This window comes from Streptomyces sp. NPDC052012 (genome assembly GCF_040689265.1).
In the GTDB taxonomy this organism is placed as follows: Bacteria; Actinomycetota; Actinomycetes; order Streptomycetales; family Streptomycetaceae; genus Streptomyces.
Map to the genome: position 1 here is coordinate 146554 of NZ_JBFAXA010000005.1, position 26333 is coordinate 172886.

General features: G+C 72.8%; 21 protein-coding genes, 1 tRNA gene and 1 pseudogene. 13 read left to right on the forward strand and 10 right to left on the reverse strand.

What is annotated here, in order from left to right; all coding sequences use genetic code 11:
- Positions 1–37: 37 nt before the first annotated feature.
- From AB0412_RS12265 to AB0412_RS12275, 3 genes are read right to left on the reverse strand one after another with little or no spacing between them, the layout of a single operon-like run.
- A complete protein-coding gene (locus AB0412_RS12265) occupies positions 38–841 on the reverse strand; it encodes a hypothetical protein (RefSeq protein ID WP_366402469.1) in 804 nt (267 codons plus the stop codon).
- Positions 838–1212, reverse strand: coding sequence for a TraR/DksA C4-type zinc finger protein (locus tag AB0412_RS12270; RefSeq protein ID WP_366402470.1), 375 nt, complete (start codon positions 1210–1212; stop codon positions 838–840). Before AB0412_RS12270 ends, AB0412_RS12265 begins: the two co-directional genes overlap by 4 nt.
- Before the next feature lie 49 nt (positions 1213–1261).
- On the reverse strand, positions 1262–1588 hold the full coding sequence (locus AB0412_RS12275) for a TraR/DksA C4-type zinc finger protein (RefSeq protein ID WP_366402471.1): 327 nt from the start codon (positions 1586–1588) through the stop codon (positions 1262–1264).
- A gap of 273 nt (positions 1589–1861) precedes the next feature.
- On the opposite strand from AB0412_RS12275, the gene AB0412_RS12280 reads away from it, so the two are divergent.
- From AB0412_RS12280 to secD, 4 genes are all read left to right on the forward strand, one after another.
- Entirely contained in the window at positions 1862–2827 is a 966-nt protein-coding gene (locus AB0412_RS12280; protein WP_366402472.1) for a sensor histidine kinase, read from the forward strand.
- Positions 2824–3513: a response regulator transcription factor gene (locus AB0412_RS12285; protein ID WP_366402473.1), complete on the forward strand. Its 690-nt coding sequence runs from the start codon at positions 2824–2826 to the stop codon at positions 3511–3513. Before AB0412_RS12280 ends, AB0412_RS12285 begins: the two co-directional genes overlap by 4 nt.
- Entirely contained in the window at positions 3510–3977 is a 468-nt protein-coding gene (locus AB0412_RS12290; RefSeq protein WP_366402474.1) for a hypothetical protein, read from the forward strand. Before AB0412_RS12285 ends, AB0412_RS12290 begins: the two co-directional genes overlap by 4 nt.
- A gap of 79 nt (positions 3978–4056) precedes the next feature.
- Positions 4057–6351, forward strand: a complete 2295-nt coding sequence (gene secD, locus AB0412_RS12295) for a protein translocase subunit SecD (RefSeq protein WP_366402475.1) — start codon at positions 4057–4059, stop codon at positions 6349–6351.
- 49 nt (positions 6352–6400) lie between these two features.
- Here secD and AB0412_RS12300 read toward each other — a convergent pair whose 3' ends face one another.
- The gene (locus AB0412_RS12300; RefSeq protein WP_366402673.1) at positions 6401–8296 is read right to left on the reverse strand and encodes an ABC transporter ATP-binding protein; all 1896 of its coding nucleotides are present in this window, start codon (positions 8294–8296) and stop codon (positions 6401–6403) included.
- Positions 8297–8481: 185 nt separating this feature from the next.
- Between AB0412_RS12300 and AB0412_RS12305 the strand changes: the two genes are divergently transcribed.
- The 5 genes from AB0412_RS12305 (at position 8482) to AB0412_RS12325 (ending at position 14811) form a co-directional block, all read left to right on the forward strand.
- Positions 8482–9381 carry a lysylphosphatidylglycerol synthase domain-containing protein gene (locus tag AB0412_RS12305; RefSeq protein ID WP_366402674.1) on the forward strand — a complete coding sequence of 300 codons (900 nt, stop codon included), beginning with the start codon at positions 8482–8484 and terminating at the stop codon, positions 9379–9381.
- 60 nt (positions 9382–9441) lie between these two features.
- Positions 9442–10206 carry a crotonase/enoyl-CoA hydratase family protein gene (locus tag AB0412_RS12310; RefSeq protein WP_366402476.1) on the forward strand — a complete coding sequence of 255 codons (765 nt, stop codon included), beginning with the start codon at positions 9442–9444 and terminating at the stop codon, positions 10204–10206.
- Positions 10207–10375: 169 nt separating this feature from the next.
- Complete coding sequence (locus AB0412_RS12315; RefSeq protein WP_366402477.1) at positions 10376–11473, forward strand: mechanosensitive ion channel family protein; 1098 nt, start codon at positions 10376–10378, stop codon at positions 11471–11473.
- 181 nt (positions 11474–11654) lie between these two features.
- On the forward strand, positions 11655–13874 hold the full coding sequence (locus AB0412_RS12320; protein WP_366402478.1) for an NADP-dependent isocitrate dehydrogenase: 2220 nt from the start codon (positions 11655–11657) through the stop codon (positions 13872–13874).
- 139 nt (positions 13875–14013) lie between these two features.
- Positions 14014–14811, forward strand: a complete 798-nt coding sequence (locus AB0412_RS12325) for an N-formylglutamate amidohydrolase (RefSeq protein ID WP_366402479.1) — start codon at positions 14014–14016, stop codon at positions 14809–14811.
- Between the two features lie 18 nt (positions 14812–14829).
- On the opposite strand, the gene AB0412_RS12330 is transcribed toward AB0412_RS12325, so the two are convergent.
- From AB0412_RS12330 to AB0412_RS12340, 3 genes are all read right to left on the reverse strand, one after another.
- The gene (locus AB0412_RS12330) at positions 14830–15291 is read right to left on the reverse strand and encodes a hypothetical protein (RefSeq protein WP_366402675.1); all 462 of its coding nucleotides are present in this window, start codon (positions 15289–15291) and stop codon (positions 14830–14832) included.
- A 92-nt stretch (positions 15292–15383) separates the two neighbouring features.
- Complete coding sequence (locus AB0412_RS12335; RefSeq protein WP_366402480.1) at positions 15384–15959, reverse strand: sigma-70 family RNA polymerase sigma factor; 576 nt, start codon at positions 15957–15959, stop codon at positions 15384–15386.
- A 59-nt stretch (positions 15960–16018) separates the two neighbouring features.
- Complete coding sequence (locus AB0412_RS12340; RefSeq protein WP_366402481.1) at positions 16019–17449, reverse strand: S8/S53 family peptidase; 1431 nt, start codon at positions 17447–17449, stop codon at positions 16019–16021.
- Between the two features lie 169 nt (positions 17450–17618).
- On the opposite strand from AB0412_RS12340, the gene AB0412_RS12345 reads away from it, so the two are divergent.
- Together AB0412_RS12345 and AB0412_RS12350 are read left to right on the forward strand one after the other, a co-directional pair.
- The gene (locus AB0412_RS12345; protein WP_366402676.1) at positions 17619–20186 is read left to right on the forward strand and encodes a CHAT domain-containing protein; all 2568 of its coding nucleotides are present in this window, start codon (positions 17619–17621) and stop codon (positions 20184–20186) included.
- Between the two features lie 337 nt (positions 20187–20523).
- Positions 20524–21837 (forward strand): hypothetical protein, encoded by a 1314-nt coding sequence (locus tag AB0412_RS12350; RefSeq protein WP_366402482.1) that lies wholly within the window; start codon positions 20524–20526, stop codon positions 21835–21837.
- A 15-nt stretch (positions 21838–21852) separates the two neighbouring features.
- On the opposite strand, the gene AB0412_RS12355 is transcribed toward AB0412_RS12350, so the two are convergent.
- Both AB0412_RS12355 and AB0412_RS12360 read right to left on the reverse strand, forming a co-directional pair.
- Positions 21853–23289: a hypothetical protein gene (locus AB0412_RS12355; protein ID WP_366402483.1), complete on the reverse strand. Its 1437-nt coding sequence runs from the start codon at positions 23287–23289 to the stop codon at positions 21853–21855.
- Positions 23290–23445: 156 nt separating this feature from the next.
- Positions 23446–23519, reverse strand: a tRNA-Pro gene (locus AB0412_RS12360).
- A gap of 181 nt (positions 23520–23700) precedes the next feature.
- Between AB0412_RS12360 and AB0412_RS12365 the strand changes: the two are divergent.
- Positions 23701–24045, forward strand: a pseudogene (locus AB0412_RS12365) (cupin domain-containing protein); the annotation flags it as partial.
- Between the two features lie 15 nt (positions 24046–24060).
- Here the strand turns inward: AB0412_RS12365 and AB0412_RS12370 are convergent.
- Positions 24061–25059, reverse strand: a complete 999-nt coding sequence (locus tag AB0412_RS12370; protein ID WP_366402484.1) for a LacI family DNA-binding transcriptional regulator — start codon at positions 25057–25059, stop codon at positions 24061–24063.
- Between the two features lie 114 nt (positions 25060–25173).
- On the opposite strand from AB0412_RS12370, the gene AB0412_RS12375 reads away from it, so the two are divergent.
- Positions 25174–26331, forward strand: a complete 1158-nt coding sequence (locus AB0412_RS12375) for a Gfo/Idh/MocA family oxidoreductase (protein ID WP_366402485.1) — start codon at positions 25174–25176, stop codon at positions 26329–26331.
- Positions 26332–26333 lie beyond the last annotated feature (2 nt).

The following is a 26333-nucleotide window of genomic DNA, read 5'->3' on the forward strand; positions in this document are numbered from 1 at the left end:
TCCTCGGGGACTGAAGGGCGTGCTCGGCTGAGCTGGGTCAGACCGCGTCGTCGATCGAGGGGTGCCGCTGTGCCGAGGCGATCAGGCACGCGGCGCCCCGGACGGCGGCGGTGTGCGGGGACGGCACCGGACGGACCGGGCAGCCGAGTCGGTCCGGGAGCGCGTGGGTGATGTCGGGGCGCAGGGCGCCGCCGCCGGACAGGAGGACGCCCCGGCGCAGTGCGGCGCGGGTGCGGGCGGTGCGGTCCTGGCGCAGCATCGCGGTCACCATGTCGACCACCGCGTCGGTGACGTGCCCGGGTGGCGTGCCGTCGGCGAGGTCGCCGGTGCCGAGCGCGGTGCGGCGTGCGTCGGTCACCGCGCCGCCCACGAGCAGCACGGCCTCGGTGAGATGCGCGCCGATGTCCACCACCAGCAGCGGCCGGGTGTCGTCGGCGCCCGCGGCCAGGGCCACCGCACGCGCGCCGGGGACGGTCAGGACGGCGCGCGGACGGAGGACCTCGGCGGCCGTGCGGGCCGCGGTCCGGAAGGCGAGCCCGTCCAGGACGGGCGCGGTGATCACGACCAGCGGACGGCCGAAGCGGGGCAGCCGGTTCCCGAGCAGCCGGTCGAGCATCCGGGCGGTGCCCGGAGTGTCGACGATGGTGCCGCGCTGGATGGGGTGCATCGCACCGCTGCCCGGGAAGGTCACGGTGGGCACGTCGAGCACGATCCCCCGCCCCGCGATCCACGCGCGGGTACGGGCACTGCCCAGGTCGAGGGCGACACCGGAGCACCGCCGCCCCGGCAGCCGGGGCACGTACGGTCCGGCCGCCCGCGGCGGACGCCGTGTGACGGTCACCGGGCCGCCTCCCTCACCTGCTGGCAGCGACCGCAGTAGCGGGCCTGAGGGACGATCAGGAGCCGTTCCCGCTCGACGGGACGACGGCACAGGTGGCAGGTGCCGTAGGTACCGGCGTCCATGCGGGCCAGCGCGGCCTCGACGTCGGCGAGGACCATACGGGCGGAGGCCACGAGCTGGACGCGGACCTCGCTCTGGCCGGGCCCGCTCGGGCCGTGCGCGTCGCAGGCCCGGGACGTGGAGCGGGCGGCGAACTGCCGCAGCTGCTCCCGGCGGAACAACCGCTGCTCGTACAGGTTCTCGCGCAGCCCGGCGAGGTCCTCGGGCGTGAGGGCCGCATCGTACGGGCCGGCGGCCTGACGGGACACCATGTGAGGGGACACCACTTCACCCCTTGAGCAGGACGGACGGGGATCGCGGTCAGGCCGCGCGGCGCTGGCAGGTGACGCAGTGCCGGGTGTGCGGGAGGATCTCCAGGCGTTCCGGCGGCACGGGCTTGGAGCAGCCCTGGCAGATCCCGTAGGTGCCGTGGTCGAGGCGGGCGACGGCCTCGTCGATCTCCTTCAGGGCCCGCACGATCGCGTCCTTCTGGTGCGACGTCAGAGGGTCGTCGGGACTCGGACCCGCGTCGTCGAGCGCCTTGAGCTGGGCGAGCCGTGTGGTGCGCGCGTGCTCCAGGCGCCGGCGCACCTCGTCGGTGGCGGGGTGGTCGGGGCGCGGTTCGGTGCGGGGCAGGTCGAGCGACATGACGGAGTCCTCCCGGACGACGGATGTGTGATGCCCTCACCATGACCGTTCGGCGGCCCGGAACCCATGGGCCGCGGTACCCATCTGCACGGGGTCGGCGGACCCACCCCGCCCGGCCTGGGCCGCGCGGCCCGCCGGAAATGGGGCGCGCAGCCCATCGACGGGGAGGCGGAGGGCGGGGCACGCTGGCCGCTGTTCGCCGGGATCAGGGGGCCGCGGCCGCACCGTCCGCCGCGGTGACCGACAGTAGAGGCAGACGAGAAAGAGGAAGGCGTGACCTCCGTGTCCCTGTACTGGCGGATCTTCGGGCTCAACGCGGTGGTGCTGGGTACGGCCACCGCGCTGCTGCTGTGGGCTCCGGTGACCGTGTCCGTTCCGGTGCTGCTGACGGAGGCGGTGATCCTGGTGGCCGGTCTGGGCGTGATGCTCGTCGCCAACGCGGCGCTGCTGCGCATCGGGCTCGCCCCGCTGGACCGGGTGACACGGCTGATGACCACCGTCGACCTGCTGCGCCCCGGACAGCGGCTGCCGGTGCGCGGCGGCGGCGAGGTCGCCGAGCTGGTCAGGACGTTCAACGCGATGCTGGAGCGGCTCGAGGGCGAGCGCGCCGCGAGCAGCGCCCGCGCCCTGCTCGCCCAGGAGGCCGAGCGGCGCCGTATCGCGCAGGAGCTGCACGACGAGGTCGGGCAGAGCATGACGGCGGTGCTGCTCGCCCTGAAGCGGGCCGCCGACGAGGCGTCCGATCCGCTGCGCGACGATCTGCGGCAGGTGCAGGAGATCACCCGGGAGAGCCTGGACGAGGTCCGCCGCCTGGTGCGCCGGCTGCGGCCGGGGGTGCTGGACGACCTCGGTCTGGTCAGCGCCGTCACCTCGCTCGCGACCGAGTTCGCCACGCACACCGGGCTGCGCGTGCTGCGCCGCTTCGACACCGATCTGCCCGCGCTCGACCAGGAGACGGAGCTCGTGATCTACCGGGTGGCGCAGGAAGGGCTGACCAACGCGGCCCGCCATGCCGAGGCGCGCAGCGTCGAGGTGAGCCTGCGCGGCGACGGCGGGGATGTCGTCGTCCTCGAGGTGAGCGACGACGGGCGCGGCATCGGTGCCGCCCGTGAGGGCGCCGGGATCCGCGGAATGCGTGAACGGGCCCTGCTCGTCGGGGCGACACTGGACATCGTCCCCGCGACCCCGGCCGGAACCCGGATCCGGCTGACCGTGCCCGTCTCCAGGAAGCAGTCATGACCCAGCACCACACGCCCGACGCCGGCGGCACCGGCCCGGCGCCGATCAGGATCCTGCTCGCCGACGACCACGCGCTGGTGCGGCGCGGGGTGCGGCTCATCCTCGACCGGGAGCCGGACCTGGAGGTGGTCGCCGAGGCGGGGGACGGTGCGGAGGCGATCGCCATGGCCCGCGGCCAGGAGGTCGATCTGGCCGTCCTGGACATCGCCATGCCCCGGCTGACGGGGCTGCAGGCCGCACGCGAGCTGGCCGCGCTGCGGCCGGGCCTGCGCATCCTGATGCTGACGATGCACGACAACGAGCAGTACCTGTTCCAGGCGCTCAAGGCGGGGGCCGTCGGTTACGTGCTGAAGTCCGTCGCCGACCGGGACCTGGTCGCCGCGTGCCGGGCCGCGATGCGTGACGAACCGTTCCTCTACCCGGGCGCGGTGACCGCCCTGATCCGCACCTACCTGGACCGGGTCCGGCACGGTGACGAGGCGCCCGAGCAGCTGCTGACGCCGCGCGAGGAGGAGGTGCTCAAGCTGGTCGCCGAGGGCCATTCCTCGAAGGAGATCGCCGAGCTGCTGTTCATCAGCGTCAAGACGGTCCAGCGGCACCGCGAGAACCTGCTGAACAAGCTGGGCCTGCGGGACCGCCTGGAGCTGACCCGCTACGCCATCCGCGCCGGGCTCGTCGAGCCTTGACCACCTGGGCGCACGGGCCGGACGCCGGGCGGCGGGGGGACGCCGCCCGGCGTCCGCTGCGCGCCGTCGCGGCGATCGCCACCCTGGTCCTCTGCCTCCTGACCCTCACGCTGGGCGCCACCGACGGAACGCACCCCACCCCGTCCGCAGGACCCCACGGCACCCTCGCCCTGCCGCCGGCCACGGGCCCGGCGGCGCCGCCCGCTCCCGGGCTGGAATCCTCCGGGGCGCATCCGGTCGCGGACGACGCCTACGTCGCCTGCTCCAGCGTCCTGGCCCGGCCGCAGCGTGATGCCGGTGAGCGGAGCGTGCCGGCGGGGCCGCTGCTGTTCACGCCCCCGTACACCCCCCGGGTCCCCCCGCGCCCCGCGCCGCCCGTGCCGGCGTCCGGCAACGCGCGGCCCGCCGCCGCGCACCTCCCCTCCGACCTCGGACGGGCCCCGCCCGCGCCCTCCAGCACCTGAGATCCCTTCTCCTCATCTCCTCTTCTCTTCTCCGCCGTGCCCCTCTCCGGGCATCGGCGTGCCTGCTGGAGGCAACAAAGTGAAACGTCCCGCCCGGCTCAGGGCGCTGTTCGCCCTCGCCGTGATCGCCGTGTCCGTGTTCATCGCCGTCACCGTCCCTGTCCGGCTCGGTCTGGATCTGCGCGGCGGCACGCAGATCGTCCTGGAGACCCGCTCCTCCCCCGAGACCGAGGCCGACGGGGAGGCCACCGACCGCACTCTGGAGGTGCTGCGCGGCCGGGTCGACGCGCTCGGCGTCGCCGAGCCCACCCTGGTCCGCTCGGGGGACCAGCGGATCATCGTCGAACTGCCCGGCGTCCAGGACCCGCGCAAGGCCGCCGACGTGCTGGGCCGCACCGCCCAGCTCTCCGTCCACCCCGTGCTCGGCCCCGACGCACCGAAGGAGCGGGGCGAGCGCACCCTGCCCGACGAGTCGGGTGACCGGCTCCGGTTGGGCGCCGCCGCTCTCACCGGCCAGGACGTCGAGGGCGCCGAGGCCCGCTTCGACCAGCAGGGCGGCGCCGGCTGGCACGTCACCGTGGACTTCGAGGACGGCAAGGGGTGGGCCCGGCTGACCGGCGAGGCCGCCTGCCACCCGGCCGGTGATCCCCAGCGCCGGGTCGCGATCGTGCTGGACGGCAAGATCATCTCCTCGCCGCAGGTCGACCCGTCCGTCGCCTGCGGCGCCGGCATCACCGGCGGGTCCACGCAGATCACCGGTTCCTTCACCAGCGACGAGGCCCGTGAGCTGGCCCTGCTCGTCGAGGGCGGTGCCCTGCCGGTGCCGGTCGAGACGGTGGAACAGCGGACCGTGGGTCCGACGCTGGGCGCGGAGGCCATCGAGGCGAGCGCCTGGGCGGCCGTCCTGGGCACCACCCTCACCGCGTTGTTCATCATCGTCGTCTACCGGCTGCTGGGGTTCCTGGCCACGCTGGCGCTGGCCTGCTACGGCGTGATCTCCTACGCCGCGCTGGCGGGGCTCGGCGCGACGCTGACCCTGCCGGGGCTGGCCGGTTTCGTCCTGGCGATCGGTATGGCCGTCGACGCCAATGTGCTCGTCTTCGAGCGGGCGCGCGAGGAGTACGGCAAGCGCAACCGGCCCAGCGGCCGCTCCGCGCTGACCGCCGGTTTCAAGGGCGCGTTCAGCGCGATCGCCGACTCCAACATCACCACGCTCATCGCGGCGGCACTGCTGTTCCTGCTCGGCTCCGGTCCGGTGAAGGGCTTCGGGGTCACCCTGGGCATCGGCGTCCTCGCGTCCATGATCAGCGCCCTGGTGATCACACGGGTGCTGGCCGAGTTCGCCGTGTCGCGGGGCTGGGTGCACCGCCGTCCCCAGGTCACCGGTCTGGCTTCGCTCGGCCGGGTCCGTGAGTACCTCACCCGCCGCGACCCGCAGTTGATGCGCCGTCCGCGCCGCTGGCTGGCGGTGTCCGCCGTGGTGCTCGTCGTCACCGGCGCGGGCGTGGTGGTGCGCGGTCTGGACTTCGGTGTCGAGTTCACGGGCGGCCGTCTGATCGAGTACTCGACCGGTGCCTCCGTGGATCCCGACCGGGCGCGTGCCGCCCTGGCCGACGCGGGCTTCCCGCAGGCGGTGGTCCAGTCCTCGGGCGAGAACCGTCTGACGGTGCGCACCGAGGAGCTGAGCAACGCCGAGGCGGCCGAGGTCGCCGACGCCGTCGCCGGGGTGGCCGGCGGCGCGGAGAAGGTGCGCGACGAGCTGATCGGCCCGAGCCTCGGCGAGGAGCTGCGCCGCAACGCGCTGATCGCCCTGGGCCTGGCCCTCGGCGCCCAGCTGCTCTATCTCGCCGTCCGGTTCCGCTGGATGTTCGGCGCCTCTGCGGTGGCCGCCCTGGCCCATGACGTGGTGATCCTCACGGGCGTCTTCGCCTGGCTGGGCAAGCCGATCGACGGGGTGTTCCTGGCGGCCCTGCTGACCGTGATCGGGTACTCGGTGAACGACTCCGTCGTCGTGTTCGACCGCGTGCGGGAACTGTGGGCCAAGGACCGCAAGGCGCCCCTGGCCCTGTCGACGAACCGGGCGATCCTGCAGACGGTGCCCCGTACCGTCAACACCGGGATCGGCGTGATCTTCATTCTGGTCGCGCTGGCGCTGCTCGGCGGTGACTCGCTCACCGACTTCGCGCTCGCCCTCCTGATCGGCGTCGGCGTGGGCACGTACTCGTCGGTCCTGACCGCCTCACCGCTCGCCGTCGTGCTCGACGCCCACCACAACCGCGGCCGGAACGGCCGGGGCCGGGGCGGGTCCGGGCGGACGAAGTCCGGCACCGCGGAACGCCCGGCCCGCGCCGAGGCCGCCGGCCGAGGGAGGTGACGCGGGGCCGGGGAGGGTGACGCGGGGCCGGGGAAGGTGCCCTGGCCGCTCACGCGGCCAGCGGTGCCTTCTCCGCCCCGTGGTCCCCCGACTGCCGTTCGAACTGGGTGCGGTACAGCTCGGCGTACCGGCCGTCCGCCGCCAGCAGTTCGGCGTGCGTGCCGCGTTCGACGATGCGGCCGTCCTCGACGACGAGGATCAGGTCTGCGGCCCGGACGGTGGACAGCCGGTGGGCGATCACCACCGCGGTCCTGCCCTCCAGCGCCTCGGTGAGCGCCTCCTGGACGGCCGCCTCCGAGGTGTTGTCCAGGTGGGCGGTGGCCTCGTCGAGGATGACGACGCGCTGCCGGACCAGCAGCAGCCGGGCGATGGTCATGCGCTGGCGCTCGCCGCCGGAGAGCCGGTAGCCGCGTTCGCCGACCACGGTGTCCAGGCCGTCGGGCAGGGACCGTACGAGATCGTCGAGGCGGGCGCGGCGCAGGGCGTCCCACAGTGCGTCCTCGCTCGCGTCCGGGGCGGCCAGCAGCAGGTTGGCGCGGACGGTGTCGTGGAAGAGGTGGCCGTCCTGCGTGACCATGCCGAGGGTGTCGCGCAGGGAGGCGGCGGTCAGGTCCCGTACGTCGACGCCGCCGACGCGCACCGCGCCCGCGTCGACGTCGTAGAGCCGGGGCAGCAGCTGAGCGATGGTCGACTTGCCGGCGCCGGAGGAGCCGACGAGGGCGACGGTCTGCCCGGGTTCGGCGCGGAAGGAGACACCGTGCAGCACCTCGGCGCCGCCGCGGGTGTCGAGGGAGGCGACCTCCTCCAGGGACGCCAGGGAGACCTTGTCGGCGGACGGGTAGGCGAAGCGCACGTCGTCGAACTCGACGGACACCGGGCCCTCGGGCACCTCACGGGCGTCCGGCTTCTCCCGGATCAGCGGCTCGAGGTCGAGGACCTCGAAGACCCGCTCGAAGCTGACCAGTGCGCTCATCACCTCGACCCGTGCCCCGGCGAGCGAGGTCAGCGGCGCGTACAGCCGGGTCAGCAGCAGCGCGAGGGACACGACGGCGCCCGGTTCCAGGGCGCCGCGCAGCGCGAACCAGCCGCCGAGGCCGTAGACGAGCGCCAGGGCGAGCGCGGAGACGAGGGTCAGGGCGGTGATGAACACCGTCTGGGCCGTGGCCGTGCGGACGCCGATGTCGCGGACCCGGCGGGCCCGCAGCGCGAACTGGGCCGACTCCTCCTCGGGGCGGCCGAACAGCTTGACGAGGGTGGCGCCCGGCGCGGAGAACCGCTCGGTCATACGGGTGCCCATGGCGGCGTTCAGCGCGGCGGCCTCGCGCTGCATACGGGCCATGCGGCGGCCCATCCGCCGGGCGGGGATCACGAACACCGGCAGCAGCACCAGCGCGAGCAGGGTGATCTGCCAGGACAGCGTGAGCATCACGGCGAGGGTGAGCAACAGGGTGACCAGGTTGCTCACCACGGTGGACAGGGTCGTGCTGAAGGCCCGCTGGGCGCCGATGACGTCGTTGTTGAGCCGGGAGACGAGCGCTCCCGTACGAGTGCGTGTGAAGAACGCGACCGGCATGCGCTGCACGTGGTCGAACACGGCCGTGCGCAGGTCGAGGATGAGGTCCTCGCCGAGGCTCGCCGACAGCCGGCGGCCGAGGATGCCGAGCGTCGCCTCCGCCACCGCGATCAGGGCGATGAGCAGCGCCAGCCGGACGACCCTGCCCTCGTCGCCGTGGGACACGATCGTGTCGACGACGCTGCCGGCGAGGAGCGGGGTGGCGACGGCGAGCAGCGCGGTCGCCGTGCCGAGCAGCACGAACAGGGCGATGCGGCGGCGGTGCGGGCGGGCGAATCCGCCGATGCGGCGCAACGTCACCCGGGCGAGGGGGCGGCGCTCCTCGTGGGCGTTCATGACGCTGTGCAACTGTGTCCACGCTGTGGTCTCCATGCTCATGCATACGAACGTAGAACCTCAAGCATTATTGAGGTCAAGGTCTCCCGTGCGAGGTGCCGATGACGCTGCACGAGCCGCTGCCCGCCCGTAATCCGCTGTCCGGGCCCTCGCAACCCGCCGTTGGCGCCGGGGGGAGAAAGTCTCGGGACGTGACGCGGACGATCCGCCGGATCCTGTGTGTGCTGCCGTTGGTGCTGGTGACCGTGGTCGCGGTGCGGCACCGGTCGGTGCTCGCCGACGGCTTCGCCCATCTGGCCACCGCGCGCTGGCCCTGGCTGCTGGCCGCGGCCGGGGCGACCTGTCTGACCTGGGTGGCCGCGGCCTGCACCCGGCAGGGCGCGGTCCTGGACCGGCTGCCCGCGCGGCGGTTGCTGGCCACGCAGTTCGCGGCGGGGGCGGCGAACCATCTGCTGCCGACGGGCCTCGGCGCGAGCGCGGTCAATCTGCGGTTCATGACGGTGTGCGGCCTGTCGCTGTCGCGCTCCTCTGCCGCCCTGGCGCTGTATCTGCTGGCGGAGTCCGTGGGCCGGGTGGCGCTGCTGGGCGTGCTGCTCGTCGCGTTCCCCGGCGCGCTGCGGCTCGGTTCGCTGCTGCCCGAGGCGGCGTTCGGCCCGCTGCTGCTCACGCTCGGCGCGGTGTTGCTGACCGGGGCGGGCGCGGTGGCGGGCGTACGGCGGCTGCGCACCGCGGTGACCGGGTTCCTGCGCACGGCGCTGGGCGAGGCGCGGTCGGTGCACGCCCGGCCGTCTCGGGCGCTGGCGCTGTGGGGCGGGGCGCTGGCCTTCCCCGCGTTGCAGGCGGCGGCCCTGGTGCTGGTGGGTCTGTCGCTCGGCCTGTCGGTGCCGCCCGCGCACATGGCTGTGGCGTATCTCGCGGCCACGGTCGCGGTGGCACTGGTGCCGACGCCGGGCGGGCTCGGCTCGGTGGAGGCGGCGCTGGTCGTGGCGCTGGTGGCGGTGGGCGGCGCGGCGGCCGTGGCCACGGCGGTGGTGCTGGCGTTCCGGGTCATCACGGTGTGGCTGCCGCTGCTGCCGGGCGCGCTGACACTGGGCGCGCTGGTGCGGCTGAAGGTCATCTGAGCGTAGGGTGCCTGGCCTCGAGCCCATGGACGGTCTCGAGTCCAGGAGAGGGGCACCGCCATGCCGGTCCGGATCGAGCACCGGGGACCCGTCACCACCGTCGTCCTGTCCCGCCCCGAGGTGCGCAACGCGGTGGACGGACCGACGGCCGCGGAACTCGCCGACGCCTTCCGCGCGTTCGAGGCGGACGACGAGGCCCGGGTCGCGGTGCTGTGGGGCGAGGGCGGCACGTTCTGCGCGGGCGCCGACCTCAAGGCACTGGGTACCGAGCGCGGCAACCGGGTCGCCGAGGACGGGGACGGGCCGATGGGGCCGACCCGGATGCGGCTGTCCAAGCCGGTGATCGCGGCGGTCGCCGGGCACGCCGTGGCGGGCGGGCTGGAACTGGCGCTCTGGTGCGATCTGCGCGTCGCCGAGGAGGACGCCGTGTTCGGGGTGTTCTGCCGCCGCTGGGGCGTCCCGCTGATCGACGGCGGCACGGTCCGCCTCCCCCGGCTGATCGGTACGAGCCGGGCGCTCGACCTGATCCTCACCGGCCGGCCCGTGCCCGCCCCGGAGGCGTACGAGATGGGTCTGGCCAACCGTGTGGTGCCCACCGGGCGGGCCCGCGCCGCGGCCGAGGAACTGGCCGCCGCGATCGCCCGTTTCCCACAGGACTGCCTGCGCTCCGACCGTGCCTCCGTGCTCGGCCAGGAGGGCCTGGACGAACCGGCCGCCCTGCGCGGCGAACTCCGGCACGGGACGGCCGTACTGGCCGAGAGCCTGAAGGGCGCCGCCCGTTTCGCGTCCGGCGCCGGACGGCACGGCTCGTTCTCGGACGTGTGACCGGCCGCGGTACGAACGGGCCTTGCGGATACGGCAGGATGAGCGATCGTGCCCCTCCCGACCCGGTCGGGCCCCGGCACGACGTGCATCCCGGAGATTCGAGCAGGTGACGAGACGTGACACGACTTCACATACGGCCGTCGGCGCAGGCGTTCGGCGGAGGTGAGCAGTGACCCGCGAACTCACCGTGGACGACCTGGTGTACGCCGGCATCGCCCTGGCCGCGGGCCTGCTGGCGGCGTTCCTGCTGCGGACGCTGCTGCGCTGGCTCGGCCGGCACGCGGAGAGCACCCGCTGGCGCGGGGACGACGTGATCGTGGACGCGCTGCGCATGATCGTGCCGTGGGCAGCGGTCGCGGGCGGAGCCGCGTCCGCGGCGGCGGCGCTGCCGCTGACCCGGACCGTGCAGCACACCGTCAACCAGGTGCTGACGGTGCTGGTGATCTTCGCCGCGACGGTGTCGGTGGCCCGGGTGGTGGCCGGTCTGGTGCGCTCGGTCACCCAGTCCCGCTCCGGCGTCGCGGGATCCGCGACCATCTTCATGAACATCACCCGGATCCTGGTCCTGGCGATCGGCTTCCTGGTGGCGCTGCAGACGCTGGGCATCTCCATCGCCCCGCTGCTCACGGCCCTCGGCGTCGGCGGCCTCGCGGTCGCACTCGCCCTCCAGGACACCCTGGCCAACCTCTTCGCGGGCATCCACATCCTCGCCTCCAAGACCGTGCAGCCCGGTGACTACATCCGGCTGAGCAGCGGCGAGGAGGGCTATGTCGAGGACATCAACTGGCGGCAGACGACCGTGCGCGAACTGTCCAACAACCTGGTGGTCATCCCCAACGGCCAGCTCGCCAAGACGAACATGACCAACTTCATGCGGCCGGAGCAGCAGCTGACGATCCTGGTCCAGGTCGGGGTGTCGTACGACAGTGATCTGGAGCACGTGGAGCGGGTGACGACCGAGATCGTCGCCGAGGTGATGACGGAGATCACCGGGGCGGTGCCGGAGCACGAGCCGGCGGTGCGGTTCCACACCTTCGGCGACTCGCGGATCGGCTTCACGGTGATCCTGGGCGTGGGCGAGTTCAGCGACCAGTACCGGATCAAGCACGAGTTCATCAAGCGCCTGCACCGCCGCTACCGCGAGGAGGGCATCCGGATCCCGTCGCCGACACGGACGGTGGCGCTCCAGCAGGGCACGGTGGTGATCCCGCAGCAGCGCGGCACGGAGACCGAGCCGAACGACATGACGGCCGCCCGGCCGATCTGAGCCTGCTCGCGGCGACGGCTCCCCCGCCTGCGGGAGCGTGCCGGCGCGTGGTCTTCCGTCACATCGGCGCCCTTCGTGGCGGAAGATCACCGCGAATCCGGCGCGGACCCCTGTCGAGCCGAGGTCGATCACGAGATATCTTGATGTCGAGCAATGTTGCAGACGTGGAGCGGAGCACCCGGTGACTGACTCGACCATCATCTATACGCACACTGACGAGGCCCCGGCCCTGGCGACGTATTCCTTCCTGCCGGTGGTCCAGGCGTACGCCTCGCAGGCGGGTGTCGCCGTGGAGACGCGTGACATCTCGCTGGCCGGGCGCATCATCGCCGTGTTCCCGGAGTACCTGACCGAGGACCAGCGCATCCCGGACGCCCTCGCCGAGCTCGGCGAGCTGGCCAAGACGCCCGCGGCCAACATCATCAAGCTGCCGAACATCTCGGCGTCGATCCCGCAGCTCAAGGCCGCGATCGCCGAGCTCCAGGGCCAGGGCTACACGCTGCCGGACTACCCGGACGACCCGAAGACCGACGAGGAGCGCGAGATCCGCGCCCGCTACGACAAGGTCAAGGGCTCCGCGGTCAACCCGGTGCTGCGTGAGGGCAACTCCGACCGCCGCGCCCCCGCCTCCGTGAAGAACTACGCCAAGAGCCACCCGCACCGCATGGGCGCCTGGACCGCCGAGTCCAGGACCAACGTGGCGACGATGGGTGTGGACGACTTCCGCTCCACGGAGAAGTCGGTCGTCATCGAGGAGGCCGGTGCGCTGCGCATCGAGCTGAAGGGCGACGACGGCTCCACCACCGTGCTGCGCGAGTCCGTACCGGTGCAGCAGGGCGAGGTCGTCGACGCCTCCGTGATGCGGGTCGCCGCGCTGCGCGAGTTCCTCACCGCGCAGGTCGCCCGCGCCAAGCAGGAGGGCGTGCTGTTCTCGGTGCACCTGAAGGCCACGATGATGAAGGTCTCCGACCCGATCATCTTCGGCCACGTGGTGCGCGCCTTCTTCCCGAAGACGTTCGCGCAGTACGGCGACAAGCTCGCCGCGGCCGGCCTGACCCCGAACGACGGTCTGGGCGGCATCTACAAGGGCCTGGAGAACCTGCCCGAGGGCGCCGAGATCAAGGCGTCCTTCGACGCCGAGCTCGCCGAGGGCCCCGAGCTGGCGATGGTCGACTCCGACAAGGGCATCACCAACCTGCACGTGCCGTCGGACGTCATCGTCGACGCGTCCATGCCGGCGATGATCCGCACCTCCGGCCACATGTGGGGTCCGGACGGCCAGGAGCACGACACGCTCGCGGTGCTGCCGGACTCGTCGTACTCCGGCGTGTACCAGGCCGTGATCGACGACTGCCGCGCCAACGGCGCCTACGACCCGGCCACCATGGGCTCGGTCCCGAACGTCGGCCTGATGGCGCAGAAGGCCGAGGAGTACGGCAGCCACGACAAGACGTTCGAGATCCCCACCACGGGCACCGTGCGTCTGGTGGACCAGAACGGCGACGTGGTCATCGAGCAGACCGTGTCCGCCGGTGACATCTTCCGCGCCTGCCAGACCAAGGACGCGCCGATCCGCGACTGGGTGAAGCTGGCCGTCACGCGTGCCCGCGCCACCGGCGACCCGGCGGTGTTCTGGCTGGACGAGACCCGCGCCCACGACGCCAACCTGATCGCCAAGGTCAAGCAGTACCTGCCGGACCACGACACCGAGGGCCTGGACATCCGGATCCTGTCCCCGGTCGAGGCGACCAAGCTGTCGGTGGAGCGCATCCGCCGCGGCGAGAACACCATCTCGGTGACCGGGAACGTCCTGCGCGACTACCTCACGGACCTCTTCCCCATCCTGGAGCTGGGCACCAGCGCCAAGATGCTGTCGGTCGTGCCGCTGATGGCGGGCGGCGGCCTGTTCGAGACGGGCGCCGGCGGCAGCGCGCCGAAGCACGTCCAGCAGCTGGTCAAGGAGAACTACCTGCGCTGGGACTCCCTCGGTGAGTTCTTCGCCCTGGTGCCGTCCTTCGAGCAGTACGCGAAGGTCACGGGCAACGCCAAGGCCCAGGTCCTCGCGGACACCCTGGACCGCGCCACGGCGACCTTCCTCAACGAGGACAAGTCCCCGACCCGTCGCGTCGGCGGCATCGACAACCGCGGCAGCCACTTCTACCTGTCCCTGTACTGGGCGCAGGAGCTGGCCAGGCAGACCGACGACGCGGACCTGGCGAAGGCCTTCGCCCCGCTCGCCGAGACGCTCGCCGCCAATGAGCAGAAGATCGTCGACGAGCTGGTCGCCGTGCAGGGCAGCCCGGTCGACATCGGCGGCTACTACCAGCCGGACCCGGCCAAGGCCGCCAAGGTCATGCGCCCCTCGGGCACGTGGAACGAGGCCCTGGCGTCCCTGAGCTGACACCGGCCCTCGGCAGCACCGGGCACCCCGTCCTCCGTCCGGCGGAGACGGGGTGCCCGTCTTTTGGGCGGCGATGTCAGTGGCGTGTGGCACCTTGATCTTGCCGTGCAGCACCGACACCCACCCTTGGAGCGGCCGTATGACCGATGTCCCGCAGTCCTTCGAGCTTCTTCCCGGTGCGGGGGACTCGCCCGTGATCCTTCATGTGCCGCACTCCGCGCGGGAGATACCCGCCGAGGTGCGGGCCGGGATGGTGCTGGACGACGCGGAGCTGGAGCGGGAGCTGGATCACATCACGGATGCGCACACCGCCGCGATCGCCGAGGCGGCGGCCTCCGCGGCCTCGGTCACGCCGTGGCGGTTCGTGAACCGGCTGTCCCGGCTGGTGGTCGACCCCGAGCGGTTCCCGGACGAGCGGGAGGAGATGCTGGCGGTCGGCATGGGGGCCGTGTACACGCGGACCACGCACAAGGAGGCCCTGCGGGCCGACGGTTTCGATCCCGAGCCGCTGATCGAGCGGTACTTCCGGCCGTACGCGCGGGCCATGACGGAAGCGGTCGCGGACCGGCTCGCCGCGACGGGGCGCGCGGTGATCATCGATGTGCACTCCTACCCCAGCGCGCCGCTCCCCTACGAGCTCCACGGCGACGGGCCACGACCGGCCGTCTGCCTGGGCACGGACTCCTTCCACACCCCGCCCCCGCTGCTCGACGCCGCGCGGGAGGCGTTCGCGGCGTGCGGCGAGACGGGCCTGGACAGCCCCTTCGCCGGGACGTACGTGCCGCTGGAGTTCTACGGCAAGCGGTCCGAGGTCACCGCGCTGATGGTGGAGATCCGCCGCGACACCTACATGACCGAGCCGGGCGGTCCCGCCGGACCGGGTCTGACCGGGCTCGCTGCGGCCTTGGCCGCGCTGGTCGACGCCGTGTCACGCTGACCCGGCCCCCGGCCCGCCTCAGGCCCGCAGCCACTCCGTCGTGATCACCTCGGCCCCGGTGCGCAGGCGGAGGGCGAAGGGGCCGGACGGTGGGGTGTCGGTCATGAAGCGGCCCATGTCGTCGACGGTGACCGGGGTGCCCGGCTGGGGTCCGCTGAGGACTTCGACGCCGGCCGCCCGGGGCGGCAGCAGCTGGCCCATCAGGCCGTCGGCCGTCACCTCGACGTCCAGGGTCACCTCGCCCGCGGTGAAGGTGAGCATGCGGGGCGCGTCCGTCACGCCCCGTACCGGCAGCGCGTCGACCAGCGAGTCGAAGGTCAGCTCGGCCACGCGGGCGTCGAGGTCGTGCAGGGCGTAGGCGTCCACGGCGATCTGCAGCAGCCCCGGCGGCAGCGGGTCCAGGACCGCCACCGCCTGCCGCAGTTCCTCCTCGAGCAACGCCGTGTCGCCGTCGTCGCCGCTCAGTTCCGCGCCGCTCAGTTCCTCGTCGCTGAGGTCCGCGTCGCTCAGGTCGCCGCCGCCGAGTTCGTGGCCGCTCAGCCCGTCGTCGTACGCGTCGTCGTCGATGCCGTTCACACTGTCCCCCGTGACTCGAGCCGGGCCCGCAGCCGGCGCAGGCAGCGCTGGCGCAGGGGCCCGATGCTGCCCACCGCGATACCGAGCGCGGCGGACACCTCCTGATAGCTGGGCGGCGGCGAGGCGATCAGCACCCGTAGCAACTGCCGGCACCGCTCGCCCAGTTCCTCGAACTCCTGCCACAGCCGCCGCACCCGCTCGCTCTGCGCGGCCGCCTCCTCCGCCTCCAGCAGCGACTGTTCGGGCACGCCGTCCTCGCTGACCCGGTCCAGCAGCAGCGGATCGTCGGTCAGCGTCAGCCTGCGCGCGTTCCTGATCACCTTCAGGCACTCGTGCCGTGCCGTCCGGGCGAGCCAGGCACCCGCCTTCTCCGGTTCCCTCAGCCGCCCCAGATGCTGGGCGAAACGGAACCACACCGTCTGATACACCTCGTGCGCGTCCGCGTCGGAGAGCCGGTGGGCACGCACCACGGACCACACCAGGGGGCCCAGCCCCTCCACGATCGCCTTCCAGGCCGCCGCGTCCCCGCCGGCTGCGGACTGGACCAACACGCCGACATCAGTACGGTCCACGGTCCCACCCCTCGTGTACGACACGTCATCGTACGCCGTGGAGGGGACGGTTCCGGTCCTCATGTCCGGGCGGAAGGGTGCACGACGGGCGCGGGCCGCCAGGTGGGCGGCAGCAGCGCGGGCACGTGCGCCCCGCGCACCTCGGCGAACTCGGTGACCGCGTCCAGCAGTTGCCGCCGTGCCTTGCGCGGATCGGTCTCCGCCTGCGCGGTCATGTGCGCGGCGATCATGCCGACGGCGACGGGGGTCGCGAACGAGGTGCCGCTCCACTGCGCCAGCCCCTCGAACATCACCTGGTCCGGCTTGGCGGAGCCGCTCTCCTCGCTCAGCACCCCGGTGTGGCGCGGGTACTGGCAGGTACAGGCGTAGGAGAAGCCGTAGCGGCAGGCGTCGTAGGTGGAGTGCTGGTACACGTACGGCACCGGGGTGTCGAATCCGGTGAGCGCGCTGGTGAGACGCTCGCCGGGGGCGTACGCCCGCACCCAGGGCCCGTGGTTGCTGAAGCAGGCGCCGAACTCGCCGTCGCCGCGCAGCGCGCCCACCGACAGCACCGCGTTCTCGTAGCCGGGTAGGGTGGCGTAGGCGGCCGGCCAGAACGGCATCGCGCTCGCGTTGTTCCCGGCCGCGGCGACCAGCAGCGTGCGCTGCTCGCGCAGTTCCTCCATGAACGCGTCGATGCCGAGCAGTCCGTCGGTGCGGCCGTTGGAGGTCCCGGCGGACAGGCTGATCACGTCGGGCCAGCCGTCCCGGTCGACGGCCTCGAAGAGTCTGTCGCCGAACTCGGACTCCAGGATCGCGCCGGCGTCGTTGAGCGTGCCGCGCACCGTGATGTCGGTGTTGGGGGCGACGGCGGCGACCAGTCCGGCGATGAAGGTGCCGTGGCCGCAGTACTGCCGGAGGATGCCGTCGTCGTCGCACTCGTCGACCTGGGCGTCTCCGCGCGTGTGGGCGAGCAGCGGGTAGGAGCGGTGGTCGCGCATGAGCCCGGTGTCGATGACGAGAACTCCGACGGCGCTGTCCGGGTCGTACGTGCCGTCCGCGGGGGCCGGGTTGGGCTGCTCGGTGGCGGCGACGGGCACGGGCTCGTCGCCGGGGCAGGCGTTGACGGCGATGTGCACCACGTGGTTGCGGCTGATCAGCCGGCGTCCGGCGCGGCCCTCCGTGGCGGTGAGGGCGCGCAGGGCGCCCGCGACCGCCGGGTCGCCGCTGCCGTCGCCCTGGCCCGGGTCGGCGACCCGGATGCGGGTGATGCCCGAGCGGTTGGTCTCGGGGCTCGCGCGGTGCACCTGGTCGGGGGTGAGGCCGGCGAAGGTGGTGAAGTGCTGCCGCACGGTGTCCTCGACGATGCGGGCCTCCTCGCCGTCGCGGGCGAGGACGACGCCCTTCTCGTAGAGGAACTCGCCGGCGTCGTCGGGGCCGATCGCCAGGGGGACGCCGGGCATCGAGCGCTGGATCTGGGCGAACTGCTCGCGGAATCGCTGTGGTGCCATGGGAAGTCCTCCACAGGGGCGACGGCGGCCCGACGGCCGCCGAGCTTGTCGTGAATGAGAGCCGCGGGACGGCCGCTTGATACAACGTCGAACCTGTGGGCCGCGGTTGCGGAGCACTACCATCCGTGGGGTGACAGCGGGAGACGACTCGGTGCAGGAACTGCTGCCGATGGTGTTCGCCGCCCCGGGCGAGGCCCTGGGCAGGGCACGACGGGTGCTGGCCGAGCGGCCCGCGCCGCTGCACGCCTCCGTCGCCCACCAGGTCGTCGGCATCTGGCAACGGGACTTCGGCGATCTGCGGCTCGCGCTCAGGCATCTGCGGCGGGCCCGGGACCTCGCGGCGCGCGCCGACTCGCCCGAGCGGGAGGCGGACGTCCTCGCCACCCTCGGGGTGGCGCTGGTGCACGCGGGGCGCACCCGGCAGGGCATGGACGCGCTCGGGCGGGGCGTCGAGCGCGGCACCGGCCACACCCGGGCGCGGGTGCTGTTCCGGCGGGCGTACGCCTGGTGGGTGCTGGGGCGTCACAAGGAGGCGCTGGAGGACGTACGGCGGGCGATTCCCGTGTTGCGGCAGGCCGGTGACGTCATCTGGACGGCGCGTGCGCTGACGCTGCGGGCGACGGTGCATCTGGCGCTCGGCGCGGTGGAGCGGGCGGACGCCGACTTCACGGCGGCCGAGGCGCTGTGGGACACCACGGGCCAGGAGCACGACAAGGCGGACGCGGTGGAGAGCCGCGGTCTGGCCGCGTTCCGCGCGGGGGACGTCCCGGCCGCGCTGCGGCTGCTCGACGAGGCGGAGGAGCGCTACGCGAAGCTCGGCACGCCGACGTTCATGCTGAGCATCCGGCGCTGCGAGGTGCTGATGGCGGCCGGTCTCGCCGCCGAGGCGCTCGCGGAGGCGGACGCGGCGATCAAGGTGCTCGACGAGATCGGGGGCCAGTCCACCCGCAAGGCGGAGCTGCTGCTGGCCGCTGCGCGGGCGGCCCGGCTGGCCGGTGACCCGCAGACGGCGATGGCACGTGCGGGGCTCGCCGTTCGGTTGTTCGCGGGGCAGCACCGCGCCTGGTGGGAGGCGCACGCGCGGCTGGTGCTGATCGGGGCCCGCCATGCCGCCGGACGCCGCTCGGGTCGGCTGGTCGCGGCAGCGGCGGCGGTGGCGGGGCAGCTGACGGCGCTGGGCGCCCCGGCCGCGCCGGAGGCGTCCCTGCTCGCCGGGCGGATCGCGCTGGACCTGGGCCGGGCGGACGAGGCGGAGCGGCATCTGGCGGTCGCCGCCCGCAGCCGCCGCGGCGGGCCTCCGCTCGCCCGGATGACGGGCTGGGCGGCGCAGGCACTGCGCGCGCGGACGGCGGGCTCCGCACGGGGCGTGCTGGAGGCCTGCCGGCGCGGCCTCGACGTGCTCGACGACCACCGGATGACGCTGGGCGCCTCGGAGTTGCGGGCCCGCGCCACCGCGCAGGGCGCGGAGCTGGCGGCGCTCGCGCAGGAGGCCAGTCTGGTGTCCGGCGGGCCGCGCAGGCTGCTGGTGTGGAGCGAACGCTGGCGGGCGACCGCCCTGTCCGCACCGCCCACCCGGCCACCCGCCGATCCGGCGCTGCTCAGCGGCATGACCGCCTACCGGGAGATCGCCGCCCGCGCGGAGGAGGCCCGCATGGAGGGCCGGCCGGTGCCGGCGCTGGAGCGCGAACAGCGCCGTCTGGAGCGGGAGATCCGCTCCCGGACGCTGCACATGCGCGGTGAGGCGCCCGGCGACGGCGACCGGTTCGACGTCGGCGCGCTGCTGCGGCACCTGGGCGACGACGTGACGCTGGTGGAGCTCGCCGTGCTGGACGGGCGGGTGCAGGTGCTGTTGTGCGGGCGGGGCCGGGTGCGGCGGTTCGAGGCGGGGCTGCTGGCGGCGGCGGAGAGCGAGGCCGAGCACGTCCAGGCGGGCCTGCGGCGGCTGGCGCATCCGGGGGCGGAGGCACGGCTGCCCCTGGTGGAGGCCGCGGGCCGGCGGCTGGAGGAGTTGCTGCTGGGTCCGGCGGCGGCGCACCTGGGCAGCGGTCCGGTGGTCGTCGTGCCGCCGGGGCGGCTGCACCGGGTGCCGTGGGCGCTGCTGCCGTCGCTGCGGGAGCGGGTGCTCAGTGTGTCGCCGTCGGCGAGCAGCTGGCTGCGCGCGAAGCGGACGGCGGCGCCGTCCGGGGGCGGGCAGGTGCTGGTGCGCGGCCCCGGTCTGGCGACGGGCGGCGCGGAGGTGCCCGAACTGGCCGACCGCTACGGCGAGGCGACGGTCCTGGAGCACGGCGACGCGACGGTGCCGCGGGTGCTGACGGAGCTGGACGGGGCGGGGCTGGCGCACATCGCCGCGCACGGCGCGTTCCGCGCGGACGGGCCGATGTTCTCCTCCTTGCGGATGGCGGACGGGCCGCTCATCGTGCACGACTTCGAACGCCTGGACCGCAGCCCGTACCGCATCATCCTGTCCTGCTGCGACACGGCCCGCTTCGCCACGGTCGGCGCGGACGAACTCCTCGGCCTGGTCACCGCGTTGCTGCCGCTCGGCACGGCGGGCGTGGTGGCGTGCAGCGCGCCGGTCAACGACGCGGCCGTGGTGCCGCTGATGCTGGCCCTGCACAAGGGCCTCGGCGCGGGTCTGTCCCTGGCGGAGTCCCTGCGGGACGCGCGGGCGGCCCTGCCGGGCGACGCGGTGCACCAGGCGACGGGGTGGGCGTTCACGGCGTTCGGGGCGGCGTGACCGCGTCCCCCGCCCCCCGCCGACCTCGCGTTGCGGAGCGAGCCGTGCAGGTGAAGAGTGGATGTGTAACGGTTTCATAGCGGCGAGCCGGATCTCGGCCTCCTCGCAGCGCCGCCCGCGGAGGGCAGAGCCAGCGAGGACGCGCAGCACACCGCAGAACGTATCGGGAACCCTGATGGCCAGAACCTCCCGGCGGCATGTCTCCCGCGCAGTCTGCGCATCTGCCGTGACTGCGGTGCTCGCGTTGCCGGTCGGCCTGGCGACAGTCCTGGCAGCGCCTCACACCGGCGGCGACGCCGCGGCCGGTGTACCGGCGCAGACGACGCCTCCACCGTCCGTGACGACTCCCCCGTCGGATCCCGCCACCCCGCCCTCCCCCACCACGGATCCACCGACCACGGGGCCGAGTGATACGCCGGACACGGGGCCGAGTGATACACCGGACACGAGCCCGAGCCGGACTACGGAGCCGGAGAACTCACCGGACGACGAGCAGTCCCCCGCCCCGGACGAGGACGAGCAGACGGCGGACGAGAGCGTCGAGGCCCAGCACCAAGAGGTTGAAGCAGTAACTGCCGAACTCAGCCGGGTCGCTGCGGACGCCCCGGAGGAACTCGCCCCCAGCGTGGCGGAACTGACCGGCATTCTGCGGCAGACGGAAACTCCGGAGACGTCACCGCAGGAGAGGGAAGGAGTCATCGAGACGGCCCAGGAACTCACGGCCGCGCTCGAGGCGATCAATGATCCCCGGCTCCCCGAGGACGCGCGGAAAGGTCTGATCGCGGCCGTGAAGCAGGTGGTCTCCACGCTCGACGTGGCCAGTGAACCGAGCGTGCCGCCCGAGCAGCGGGCCGCCACCGTCGTGACCGTGCGGAGGTCGGCGTCCGTGCTGGACCTGATCGGCGACCCCGCCACGTCCGAGGCGCTGCGGGAGCACCTGATCAACAGCGTCCGCCAGACGAACAGCGCCCTGATGATGAGCCACGAAGCGAAGACGCCCGCGAACGGCGCCCCGCAGCAGGCTCATCAGGCCACGGCTCGGATAGGCGTCGCGCTGGCCACCGCCGGCGAGTCCGAGACGTCCGACGGACGCCGGAACGGCCTCGCGGGCGCCACGGACGAGGCGAGCGAGTCGTCGAAGGACGCGAACGACCCCAGGATGTCCGAAGAGGACCGGGCCAAGGCGCAGAAGGAACTCGACAAGCAGCTCAAGCGGCTGCAGGAGCTGCTGGGGGACGAGGCCAGGGCCCGGGGGCTGCCGGACGCGCCGCTCGGCGAGGCGGCCGAGGTCTGCACCAACGCGGTGTTCGAGTCCGTCTCCGACCGGATCCTCGCCGGAAAGCTCGAGCAGCTCAGCCCCCAGCCATGGGAAGACACAGGGGTGAAGGACTACTGGAAGTCCGAACGCTCCGGTGACGACTCCCTGGACGTGCACGCCCAGTTGCGGAACGACCAGCACGACGACGCCCTGTTCCAGGTCGCCCGGCTCATCACCCGGCTCGCCGAGGAGGTCGTATCGGCACGTGACCTCATCCCGACCGTCGGCACCACCCCGGGCCTGCACTGCCTGCAGTCGGCCCGGCAGCTCGAGCGGCGGGGAGTGGAGACGGCGACCTGGCTGGAGCTGGCCGAAGCGGTGGAGAAGTCGTAAGGGCGGCGTCCCTCGTCAGCCGGCGGCTTCCTCCAGGAGCGCGGCGACGGGTACGGACATGTCCGCGTGCGCCGTCGAAACACCGTATCTGGTGGCCTCCCTCATCTCCTCCGACCGGGAGACCTGGCCCTTGAAGTGGAACGAGGAGACGGAATAGTGGGGTGTTTGCCCCGGAGCCCAGATCGCCGTCGCGTACCGCGGTCCGCGCGTCACGTTGACGAGGTTGTTGTTGTGCCGCACTCGGCCGTGGTGATAGAGCTCTTCCCCGCATTTTTCCGGGCGGCAGTAATAAGGGTCATTCTCTTTCCACGAACGATGCGCGCGCCCGAATTCGATCACATCGAGTTTCCCCCGGTCCTTCCTCATGTATGTGATCTGCAGCACGAGGTTGATCGTGTCGAATTCCGCGTCTCTCGGCATCTGAAACACGTGTTCCATGATGTATTCCTGTCCGACGTCGAGCGATTCACCGGGGCGGTAGAAACGCCCGCCGCTCACCTCGCTGAACCTGAGCCGGTCCACGTAACGTTCGGCTTCCTCCTCCTGTCGCCTGTCCAGACTTCTTCTCCATTCTTCCAGGCGGTCCGTGCCCCCGGAGTAGTCGGCGGTCCGGCCGTAGACCGAGTAGTCGCCGCTGATGATGTAGACCGGGATCCCGCCGTCGTTCTTCAGGTAGAGCTTCAGCGGAACGTGTACGTACGGAAGCCTGGGGTCGGCCTGCGCCGTGCCGAATTCCGCCTTGAGAACGACGTGCTTGGGAGCGGTCACGGGCTGATACATGGTGGAATAGGCCAGGCTCATGACGGACAGCAGCGCTGTGGTGACCACCCCGACCGCGAAGGTCTTGGGCCGCGGAATCCCCTGCCACGCTCTTTCACGGACAAGGAGCCACAGCGCCCACATGGACCAGCACAGGAGCGGCATGAACGCCATGAGATAGGGCGTGAATTCTTTCTCCTCGAACCACATGAACACCAGAAGGGTGTCGGTGGCCAAGGCGATGAGCACGCCCACCAGGACCATCGCCCCCGAGCTCCTGTGCCGTCGTCGTCCGCAGTGGTCGAGCGCCGCGACGGCCCCCGCGCCCAGCACCACCGCCGACAGGACGAACAGGGCACCGCTGACCCGCTGGGCGAAGGTGAGCGCGCCGAGGGCGTCCGGCCATCCGATCATCAGGTTCAGGACCATGGACGCGAGCAGCCCCGCCGTCATCAGCACGGTGATCGTGTGGCGTCGCCAGGCGCGGTCGGGCCAGGTCGTGCTGTCACCTCCGCGCCAGCACACGGCAGCGGGGTCCTCCAGGTCCATGCTCGCCGGGTAGCCCAGGCGACCCAGTACGCGCCGCAGCTCGGGCAGTGACCAGACACTGGCCACCGTCTCGTTGCCCACGACGACCCGGCGGAGGCCGCGGCTGTCCGGCGGTTCGACGATCACCCAGGGACGGATGCTCATGCACCCAGGCTCGAGCCCGCGCCGGCACGGTGCATGCGGGACTCCCCCGTCCGGCCGCACACGGCCCCGGTGCCGGAGTCCCGCCCGAAACGATCAGGACCCTGCCCCAGCGAAGTGAGGCAGGGTCCTGATGTGAGCCTTCGCGGCCCGTGTCCGTCGGGACGACAGGATTTGAACCTGCGACCCCTTGACCCCCAGTCAAGTGCGCTACCAAGCTGCGCCACGTCCCGGTGCGCGTCTCGGACTTGCCGGTGAACGCGCAGGTCAACAGTACATCATCCGGTCGGTGGGGAGAGTCCTCGGGACGGGTCGGGACGCACGGGCAGGTGGGACGATGTGTCGGTGCGGCGGGCGGAAACGCGGACATCCTGTCGGCCCCGTCGCCCCGTCCGCACCGGTTACGGTCACCGCATGACCCAGAGCAGCTTCGCCCTCCACATCCCCGACGCCGACCTCACGCCCGAGCCCCTCGCGCCCGAGCAGATCGTGTCGGGGACGCCCGAGGTCACCGGCAAGGTGGTGTGGGAGTCGGCGGACGGCCAACGGGTCCGCGGCATCTGGCAGATCACCCCCGGCGTGGTCACCGACACCGAGGCGGACGAGCTGTTCGTGGTGGTCAGCGGCTCGGCGACCATCGAGGTGGAGAACGGTCCGACGCTGCGCGTGGGCCCCGGTGACATGGCCGTCCTGCGCGAGGGCGACCGTACGACGTGGACGGTCCACGAGACCCTGCGCAAGGCGTACGACATCCACCTCGGCCGGCCGCTCCGCTCAGCCGAGCGGCCCGCTGGTCCCCCGGATCTCCAGCGTCGGTGCCACGAGGTGGAGCGCACCGGCGGCACCGGGTGACTCCAGCCGGTCGAGCAGGCAGCGGGCGGCGCGCCGGCCGACCTCGTGGCCGGCGTTGTCGACACTGGTGAGCCACAGATGGCGCAGCCGCGCGATGCTCGTGTTGTCGTAGCCGGCCACTGACACGTCCCGTGGGACGGTGAGGCCCAGCTCCTCGGCCGCCGACAGGGCGCCCACGCAGGCGATGTCGTTGACGGCGAAGACGGCGGTGGGCCGGTCGGGGCGGCTCAGCAGGCGGACGGCGGCGCGGTAGCCGCCCTCCTCGGTCATGTCCCCCGCCTCCACCGACAGCCCCTCCCCCAGCCCGTGCTGACGCATCGTCGCCTCGAAGCTGCGGCGGCGCAGCTCGCCCACGGCGCCGTATCCGGCGATGTGCGCGATGCGCCGGTGCCCCAGCCCGATCAGGTGCTCGGTGACCAGCCGTGCGCCGCGCTCGTCGTCACCGGCGACCACGTCCACGCCGGGCGGCACCGGTTCCCGGCCGCCCGCCAGCACCACCGGGATCCGCTCGGCGACCTGCTCCAGGGCGGCCGGGTCGGGCAGGGTGCCGACGACGACCAGGCCGTCCACCCTCAGATCGAGCAGGGGGTCGGCCGGGTCCTGTCCGGTACGGCGGTTCAGGCGGGCGTCGGAGAGCAGCATCCGCAGACCGCTCGCGTGGAGCAGGGAGTCGAGGCCGTCCAGCAGATCGACGAACCACGGGTTGCGCAGGTCGTTCAGGAGGACGCCGACGGTGCGGGTGCGCTGCTCGCTGAGGCTGCGGGCGGCGGCGTTGGGCCGGTAGCCGAGCTCGCGTGCGGCCCGCAGCACGGCGTCGCGCTTCTCCGGGCGTACCTGGTCGGAGCCGCGCAGGACCAGCGAGACGAGCGACTTGGACACCCCGGCCCGTTCGGCCACGTCGCGGATCGTCGGCGGTCTCATGGGATGGACCGTTCCATGCGCGACGCGGGGTTGTCAAAGGCTTGACACCCTCACAGGAAGGCCCTCAGGGTGGCCTGGACAGCATATGGAACGGTCCAAAGAGGGGCGCTGCTCATGGAGACGCTCGGTGTCGCCGTCGTCGGATTCGGCTGGATGGGGCGAGTGCACACGCAGGCGTACGCACGTGTGCGGCACCACTATCCGCAGCTCGCCGTGCGCCCGGAACTCGTGACCGTCGCCGAGGAGGTGCCGGGGCGGGCCGAGGAGGCCGCCGCCCAGTTCGGGTTCACCTCGACGACCCGCGACTGGCGGGCGGTGGCCGCCGATCCGCGGGTGCGGGCGGTCAGCGTCACCGCGCCGAACTTCCTGCACCGGGAGATCGGCGTCGCCATGGCCGAGGCCGGGAAACACATCTGGATCGAGAAGCCGGTGGGACTGAGCCCGCAGGACGCCCGCGCGGTCGCGGACGCCGTCGCGAAGGCGGGCGTCCAGGGCGCGGTCGGTTTCAACTACCGCAACGCGCCGGCCGTGGAGGCGGCCCGCGATCTGATCGCCTCGGGCGAGATCGGCCGGGTCACCCACGTCCGCTTCCGGCTGTTCAGCGACTACGCCGCCCACCCCGAGGGCGCGCTGACCTGGCGGTACGAGCGCGAGCGCGGCGGCAGCGGGGTGCTCGGCGATCTGGCCTCGCACGGCGCGGACCTGGCCCGGTTCCTGCTCGGTGACATCGCCGCCCTGGTCGCGGACACCGCCGTCTTCCTGCCCGAGCGGGCCCGGCCCGTGGGCGCCACGGCCGGTCACTCCCGCGCGGCGGGCGGCGAGCTCGGGCCGGTGGAGAACGAGGACTACGTGAACTGCCTGCTCCGTTTCGCCTCCGGTGCGCGGGGCGTGCTGGAGGCGTGCCGGGTCTCGGTGGGCGAGCAGAACAACTACGGCTTCGAGGTGCACGGCACGAAGGGCGCGGTCTTCTGGGACTTCCGCCGCATGAACGAACTGGGCGTCAGCCGCGGCACGTCGTACCAGGACCAGCCGGTGAGCACGGTGTACGTCGGTCCGGGCGACGGCGAGTTCGGCGCGTTCCAGCCGGGTGCGGCCAATGCCATGGGCTATGACGACCTGAAGGTCATCGAGGCGTACCGCTTCCTGCGCTCCGTCGCCGAGGGCGTCCCGCACGGTGCCACTCTCGCCGACGCCGTGCGCAGTGCGGCCGTACTGGACGCGATGGCACGCTCGGCCGAGGGCGGCGGCTGGGTGAGCGTGGAAGGGGCATGACC